The 7,223-nt window shown below is 66.5% G+C and carries 8 protein-coding genes and 1 pseudogene; 3 read left to right on the forward strand and 6 right to left on the reverse strand.

Features of this window, described 5'->3' with window-relative positions; genetic code table 11:
- Window positions 1-68: 68 nt before the first annotated feature.
- Window positions 69-197, reverse strand: a complete 129-nt coding sequence (locus AC1DRP_RS34700; protein WP_441476779.1) for a hypothetical protein — start codon at window positions 195-197, stop codon at window positions 69-71.
- A gap of 53 nt (window positions 198-250) precedes the next feature.
- Entirely contained in the window at window positions 251-481 is a 231-nt protein-coding gene (locus AC1DRP_RS34705; RefSeq protein WP_441489296.1) for a hypothetical protein, read from the reverse strand.
- 304 nt (window positions 482-785) lie between these two features.
- On the opposite strand from AC1DRP_RS34705, the gene AC1DRP_RS34710 reads away from it, so the two are divergent.
- The gene (locus AC1DRP_RS34710; protein WP_476770912.1) at window positions 786-2,630 is read left to right on the forward strand and encodes an aminopeptidase P family protein; all 1,845 of its coding nucleotides are present in this window, start codon (window positions 786-788) and stop codon (window positions 2,628-2,630) included.
- A 75-nt stretch (window positions 2,631-2,705) separates the two neighbouring features.
- On the opposite strand, the gene AC1DRP_RS34715 is transcribed toward AC1DRP_RS34710, so the two are convergent.
- From AC1DRP_RS34715 to AC1DRP_RS34730, 4 genes and pseudogenes are all read right to left on the reverse strand, one after another.
- A complete protein-coding gene (locus AC1DRP_RS34715) occupies window positions 2,706-3,005 on the reverse strand; it encodes an AzlD family protein (RefSeq protein ID WP_441489298.1) in 300 nt (99 codons plus the stop codon).
- Window positions 3,002-3,712, reverse strand: coding sequence for an AzlC family ABC transporter permease (locus tag AC1DRP_RS34720; protein WP_069879834.1), 711 nt, complete (start codon window positions 3,710-3,712; stop codon window positions 3,002-3,004). The genes AC1DRP_RS34715 and AC1DRP_RS34720 overlap by 4 nt, the downstream gene beginning before the upstream one ends.
- Before the next feature lie 12 nt (window positions 3,713-3,724).
- Window positions 3,725-4,588 carry an AraC family ligand binding domain-containing protein gene (locus tag AC1DRP_RS34725; protein ID WP_476770913.1) on the reverse strand — a complete coding sequence of 288 codons (864 nt, stop codon included), beginning with the start codon at window positions 4,586-4,588 and terminating at the stop codon, window positions 3,725-3,727.
- Between the two features lie 83 nt (window positions 4,589-4,671).
- Window positions 4,672-5,563, reverse strand: a pseudogene (locus AC1DRP_RS34730) (MFS transporter).
- Between the two features lie 97 nt (window positions 5,564-5,660).
- Between AC1DRP_RS34730 and AC1DRP_RS34735 the strand changes: the two are divergent.
- Both AC1DRP_RS34735 and AC1DRP_RS34740 read left to right on the forward strand, forming a co-directional pair.
- Complete coding sequence (locus AC1DRP_RS34735) at window positions 5,661-6,650, forward strand: AraC family transcriptional regulator (protein WP_441505342.1); 990 nt, start codon at window positions 5,661-5,663, stop codon at window positions 6,648-6,650.
- A gap of 186 nt (window positions 6,651-6,836) precedes the next feature.
- Entirely contained in the window at window positions 6,837-7,121 is a 285-nt protein-coding gene (locus AC1DRP_RS34740) for a hypothetical protein (protein ID WP_476770914.1), read from the forward strand.
- Window positions 7,122-7,223: the final 102 nt, after the last annotated feature.

The raw sequence follows: 7,223 nt of genomic DNA on the forward strand, positions 1-7,223 counted from the left end.
GCCCCAAGACCGCGCCGCCCCTACTAGGCCAGCCACCCAAAGAGGGTGTTGTCGCTCCGAGCTCAGGCTCAGAAGGCGATGTGGCCGTACTTCTGTTCCGCCTCGGCCTGCAGGGCGCGAGCGTCATGCCAGACGGCGGCGGTGAACTTGGCCGTATCGACGACCCATTCGAAGACGTGCTTGACGATGGCGATCATGGTCTTGGTCCTTTTTGGAGCGCGGGCGGCCTCTTCGGGCGCGGCGCTAAAGATCAGCGGTTGAACGGAAGCGCGGCGTCGTTCTTCAGCGCCGTTTGCGGAAAGCCGCCGAGCACGATCTCCGCCTCGTTGACGAGGTAGGAGCGCGCGCGCAGCTCACGGATGGCGGAGCGGCGACGGCTTTCGATCATTGCGACATAGAGGCGCTGCCAGAAGCTCAGACCCGCCGTGTTCATGGCTTTGGCGGCAGGCAGGGCTTCGGTYGCATTCAATACATAGGTCACAGGTCCATCTCCTCATTCCAAACGAAGGACAGTCCCGGTCGCTTCCTCGTTCTCTTATGCAACCAAAGTGGTACTTCTTCGCACTTGCGAGAAGATGATTTCGCAGATGCGAGATATGCGCATGACGCATGCGTACCCCAAATTTTCATTAACATTTGACGCCCACCGCATAGCGAAGAGGCAAAACGCCCAAAACGTCGGCTATGAGGGCCTGCCGACAAAGCAGGCAAGGATGTCGCATTTGCGCTGGCCTTCCGCCGGTTCTGACGCGACGATGGCGGGTATCGCCATGTTTGGACCCGCCATGACCGAATCGCCCGCGCACAATTTGCCGACCTGCCGCTTCCAGTCCTTTTCCGAACCGAGCAATCCGGCCGAAGTCGCGCCCCGCGTCGCGGCCCTGCGCAAGGCGCTGGCTGCACAAGGCCTGGACGGGTTCATCGTGCCGCGCGCGGACGAGCATCAGGGTGAATATGTTCCGGCCCATATGGCGCGGCTCGCCTGGCTCACCGGCTTCACCGGCTCGGCCGGCAATGCCGTCGTGCTGACCGACAAGGCAGTCCTGATCGTCGACGGCCGTTACACGATCCAATCGGCCGAGCAGACCGACACGCAGGTCGTTGCGCCAGTGAAGATGGAAGAGACCCCGCTCGAACGCTGGATCGAAACGAACCTGCCTGCAGGGGCGAGGCTGGGCTACGATCCCTGGCTACACACCGTCGATGGCGTCGCGAAGCTCGAGAAGGCGGTCGCGGCTGCCGGCGGCACACTGACCGCCGTTTCGCGGAACCCGATCGACGCCCTCTGGAGCGATCGCCCGGCCCCTCCAGCCGCGGCGGTCAAGGCCCATYGCGGTGACTATGCCGGTGAGACCACCGCCAGCAAACTTGCACGCATCCAGGAAGCGCTGACCAAGGCCAAGGTGGACGCATTGGTCATTTCCGACCCGCATGCCCTCGCCTGGACCTTCAATATCCGCGGCGGTGACGTCGAGCACACGCCCCTGCCGCTGGGCTATGGCATCGTCCCGCGCGAGGGGCGCCCGACCGTCTTCCTTGCACCCGAGAAGATCACGAACGAGGCGGGCGACGCCATCGGTGCGGTCGGTGAGATCGCCCCGCCGGCGGCACTCGAAAGGCAACTCGAGGCGCTAGGCAAGGCCAGGGCCAAGGTCCGGCTCGATCAGGCGACGGCCGCCTCCGCACTCGCCACCCTGATCCGCGATGCCGGTGGCACACCCGATGCCGGCGCCGACCCGATCGCATTGATGAAGGCAAGGAAGAACGAAGCCGAGCTCAACGGGACCCGCGCCGCGCATCTGCGCGATGGCGCAGCCGTGGTGCGCTATCTGTCATGGCTCGCGCGCGAGGCGCCGAAGGGCAAACTCACCGAGATCGACGCGGTCGCCGCACTGGAATCCGAACGCCTGAAAACCGGCCTGCTCAAGGACGTCTCCTTCACCACCATCGCCGGCGCCGGCCCCAACGCCGCCCTGCCCCATTATCGCGTCACGGAATCCAGCAATCGCCGGCTCGAACCCGGCATCTTCCTGGTCGATTCCGGAGCGCAGTACGAGGACGGCACCACCGATATCACCCGCACCATTGCAGTCGGTACCCCGACCGCCGAGATGCGCGATCGCTATACACGCGTGCTCAAGGGCCATCTGGCGATCTCGCGCGTGGTCTTCGTCAAGGGAACGTCGGGCGCGCAGCTCGACGCACTGGCCCGCCTGCCGCTCTGGCAGGCCGGTCTCGATTTCGATCACGGCACCGGCCACGGCGTCGGCAGCTATCTCTCGGTGCATGAAGGGCCGCAGCGGCTCTCCAAGCTCGGCACGACGCCGTTGGAGCCGGGCATGATCCTCTYCAACGAACCCGGCTACTACAAGCAGGGCGAGTACGGCATCCGCATCGAGAACCTGATCGTAGTCGAGGAGCGGAAGATCCCCGGCGGCGACCGCACGATCTATGGTTTCGAGACCATCACCTGGTGCCCCTATGAACGGGCGCTGATCGAGCGCTCGCTGCTCGATGCCGGTGAGATCGCCTGGATCGACGCCTATCACGCGCAAGTCTGGGCCAAGCTCAGCCCGCGATTGGAGGGCGAAGCGAGGGCCTGGCTGGAAGCCGCCTGCAGGCCGCTATAGACGCCGACCACTGCAGTGACACCGCCGCCATCGCTGGGCTCGTCCCGACCATGACGGCGGCTTCAGGTCATGTCCTTAGATCACCATCCTCAGCCCGACCACGGCCAGCACCCCAACGGCAACGACAGCCAGCAGCGGCAGCCGCGTTGCAGCGAGTGCGGCGAGGAGTGCGGCTCCGGTCTCCGGCCAGCCGGTCGCCAGCGCACTCGGCGCGATGACCGCCACCAGCACGGCCGGCGGAATGGCGTCGAAGGCTGCCTGCGCGCGTGGCGACAGATCGAGCCGCCCCGCCAGCGCCAGTCCGGCGATCCGCGTCAGATAGGTGACGGCCGCCATGCCCAGGATGGCGATGAGATTCAGCGTGTCGAGTGTCACGACTTCACGCCCTCCGCAACCACGTCTGGCTCCGTCCCCGCAGCCAGCCAGGCGGCCAGCAGACCGCTCAGCGCCCCCGCCGCGACATGCCAGGGTGGCCCGACGAACTTGTAGGTCAGCGCCGATGCGATACCGGCAGCCGCCACCGTCCAGAACGTCACCCTGCCCTTCCAGAACGAAGCGACCAGCGCGATGAACAGCGCGGTGAAGGCAAAGTCGGCTCCGAGCCTGCGCGGGTCGCCCATTGCCGCGCCGACCGTTGCGCCCACAGTCGTCGTCGTCAGCCAGCATGAGACGAAGGGCACGATCATGCCGAACCAGTAGGCCGGCGTGAGCTGCCGCAGCCGGGCTCGCTTCTCCGCCAGCGCCCAGTTCTCGTCAGCCATGTAGTACAGGCCCGTCAGCTTCTGGGCCGTGCTGAAACGCCCAAGCTTTGGTGCAATCGACGCGCTCATCAGCACGTGGCGGGCATTGATCAGCAGGGTCGAGAAAATGATGGCGAAGACAGGCGCCGGGCTCGCCCAGAGTTCGACCGCAGCGAACTGGGCCCCGCCGGCAAAGACCAGCGCCCCCATGACGAAGACCTCCAGCGGCGAGAGGCCCTTGCCGGCCGCGAGCGCGCCAAAGAGCAGGCCGATCGGGACCGCAGCCAGGGCGGCCGGCCAGATATCGCTGAAGCCCAGACGGGCATCGTCGAGGATGGACATGCAAACAGCCCTTCAGGCCAGATGGGCAGCGCGGAAGGCGCCCGGAGTGACGCCGAGCCGCGCCTTGAAGGCGCGGGTCAGATGCGCCTGGTCGCAAAAGCCGGTCGCCGCCGCAACGTCGCCAGGCATCTCGCCGCGACGCAGGCGATCCCGCGCGCGGCGGACACGGATGTCGACGAGATAGGCATGCGGCGTCAGGCCGGTCTCGCGGCGGAAGGCACGGATCAGATGATGTCGTGGCAACCCGCAACGCCGCGCCATTTCAGCCAGTGAAAGGTCTTCGTCATAGCGCTGCTCGAGCAGCGCACGGGCCTCGGCGATCGGCCCGCGCTCGCGCCCGAGCGGACGCACCGAAAGATCGGCATGGCGCGCCAGGCAAAAGGCGTAGGCGCGCAAGAGCCCTTCTTCACCCGCCAGGGCATCGCCGCTTTCCTCCAGCAGACGGTGCGCGGCAGAAAACAGCGCCGCAGCCTCCGGGTCGTGAACGCAGGGTTCGGCGAAGAACGGCGTGCCAAGCACCTCGAATCCGGTCAGCGAGGCCGCAACCTCCTGCATCAGTTCGACGGTCGGATAGGTCATCCGGTAGCGATAGCCGCCGGCATGCGGCAGGCCGTCATGGACATCGAGCGGATGGTTGAAAACCATGTCGCCGGCATGGGCATAAAGCCGCTGGCCCCGTGCATGCCAGATCTCGCAGCCCGCTTCGATCGTGCCGATCGCATAGGTCTCGTGCGCGTGCGGGGCATAGGAATGCGTCTGGAACTTCGCCGACAGGCATTCCAGCCCCGCGAAACGTGAGGCCGTGAAGATGCGGGCTTGCTCCCCCGCCAGCAGCGGAGTGTCCAGCAGCGCTTCGCCTTGGCTGATCAATTCCATGCCGCCAGGATACAGCGAATACCGGCCCTGATGTCTTGAAGAAAAGTGATGGCGACGATCACGCGGACCGTCGCCATCCGATCTCAGCCGGCCATGGCCGACGCCGCGCCGCTGGCAGCCGGTGGCTCGCGGCCCAGACCGAGGACGAGGGCAGCACCGAGCAGCGTCGCGGTGGCGAGATAGCCGACGGCGCCCAACGCGCCGAGATGGTCGACCAGCAATCCGCCGAAGATCGCCCCGCCCGCAATAGCGACCTGGAAGGCAGCGACGAGAAGGCCGCCCGCGGCTTCAGCCTGATCGGCAGCGACGCGCACCGTCCAGGTCTGGATGCCGACCGGCAGGAAGCCGAAGGCGAAGCCCCAGAGCGCAATTGCGAACCCCGACACGAGGGTCGAAGCCCCGAAGAGGAGCAGCGTGAGCGCCGCCAGGCCAATCGCGAGCGAGCCCAGCACGACGGCGGCCTTGACGCTGCGTGCGACCACGGCACCGCCAGCGAAATTGCCGAAGAAACCGCCGACGCCATAGGCCAGCAGAACCAGCGAGATCGCCTCGACCTTCAGAAGCGGTACCTGCTCCAGGAAGGGACGGACATAGGATGCCGAGCAGCAGGCGCGCGAACAGAAGCGTCGTCAGCCCCGTGGCGACCGCAGCCAGCAGGCTCGACACCACCAGCAGCGACGTCAGCGCCCACATCACGATGCGCCTGTCGATACTTCTCGTCATGATCGCAGTCGCGACACCGGCGACCGCGCCGATGACGGCGGTCGCCGTTACGGCCTGCCCAGCTGCCCCGTCGCTGATGCCCAGGTCGGCAGCGATCGGCGTCAGCAGGCTTGCCGGCAGGAACTCGGCCGTGACCAGCCCGAACACGCCCATGGTGAGCGAGAAGATCGCCGGCCACGCCGCTTCGGTGCGTTCCTCGATCTCGGCAGGGATGAATTGCGGGTCCGCGGTAGCGGAAAGGGAATCGGACATGGCGGTCTCCAGGACGTCGGACCAGACAAGTAGAGATGACGCTCTGGAGCTTCCATGTTAGGAAATCCGGAATGCTTGACTATTCGTCCAGGAATCCATGACCGATCCGCTGACAGAAATGCTCCGTGGCCTGCGGCTGGAGGGCGTCGACTATGCTCGTTTCCAGATGACCGCCCCTTGGGGCCTGCTCTTTCCGGCGCAGCAGGCGGCGCGCTTCCACTTCGCCGCCGAGCGCGGCTGCTGGCTACGAACGCCGGAGAACGAATGGATCCGCCTCGAGCAGGGAGATGCAGTACTGCTGCCGCGCGGTGCCGAGCACGCCTTGGCGAGCGCGCCCGGCGCCTGCACCAAGCCGCTCGGACAATGCCAGCTCCAGACCGTCTGCGGCGACATCGCCGAGGCGCGCGGTGGTGGCGACGGTGAACAGACCATGTTCTTCAGCGGCAGCATGAGCTTCAACGTCGATGGCCAGCACCCGCTGTTGCGGATGATGCCGGAACTGATGCGGCTGCACGAGCTCGCGGCCAACGAACCGGGCATCCCGCCCCTGCTCACGACCATGGCCTGCGAGCTCGCGCTGGACCGGGTCGGTGCCGGCAGCATCCTCACCCGCCTGGCCGACGTCGTCGCCGCTGCGCTGATCCGCTCCTGGGTCGAACGGGGTTGCGGTGATTCGACCGGCTGGGTCGCCGCGGCGCGCGATCCCGATATCGGGCGGGTCCTGGCCGCGATCCATCTCCATCCCAGCGAGGACTGGACCGTCGAGGCGCTTGCCGGAGTCATGCACGCGTCGCGCTCCGCGTTCGCCGAGCGCTTCGCCAGCGTCGTTGGCGAGACGCCGGCCCGTTATGTCGTGCAGGTCAGGATGCATCAGGCCCGGCAATGGCTCGTCCGCGACCGGATGAAAATCGCCATTGTCGCGCGCCGGCTCGGCTATGAATCGGAGGCCGCCTTCAGCCGCGCCTTCAAGCGCGTCATCGGTGCGCCGCCAAGCCACTTCCGAGCGGCGGAAACGGACGGGTTGGCGGCCTTCGACGGCGGTCCGCGGCCGGGCTCGGCGCCGCCGCAGCAGTTCGGCGGCACGTAACGCAAGCCTCTGTGAGTTTGGGTTAGGGCCTGGCGCACACCGGGCCTCGCCGTCACTCTAGATCGCCCCGATGAAATGGGTACGGAATCGGCAAGACGGCCGGAACTATGTGCCGAGGAAGCGGTTTTCCCTTCGACCGCCGAGTGCCCGCTGGGCGGCGCTGTGATCCGAATGGACACCATTATCATGACAACCAGATGTCTCGCTTTCGCCGGCGCAATGGCTCTCACGATCTTCGCCTTACCTCTGACAGCGAGCGCTCAGGGCGTGCCGCGTGGTGCTGCCCAAGGCGCCGATATCGGCAACAGAGCGGCCGGAGCGGTCGGCGGCGTTGCAGGAGCGGTCGTTGGCGTTGCAGGAGCGGTCGTTGGCGGAGTCGCCGGAGGCGTGGTTGGCGGTGTAAAGGGCGTCGTCGGCATTCCGCAGAACACCGGTACCCCAAACAGTCATCGCCACCAACATCGCCGCTGATCGCCTTAGCTCGTGTCCCGCTTAGACAGTCTCGTCACGGCGGGAGCGCCGCGACGAAACAAGCCGATGGCAAGCAGCTTCAGGTGCGCACGAGGGTAAACC

The sequence above is a fragment of the Allobosea sp. 01N443 genome, assembly GCF_056399325.1.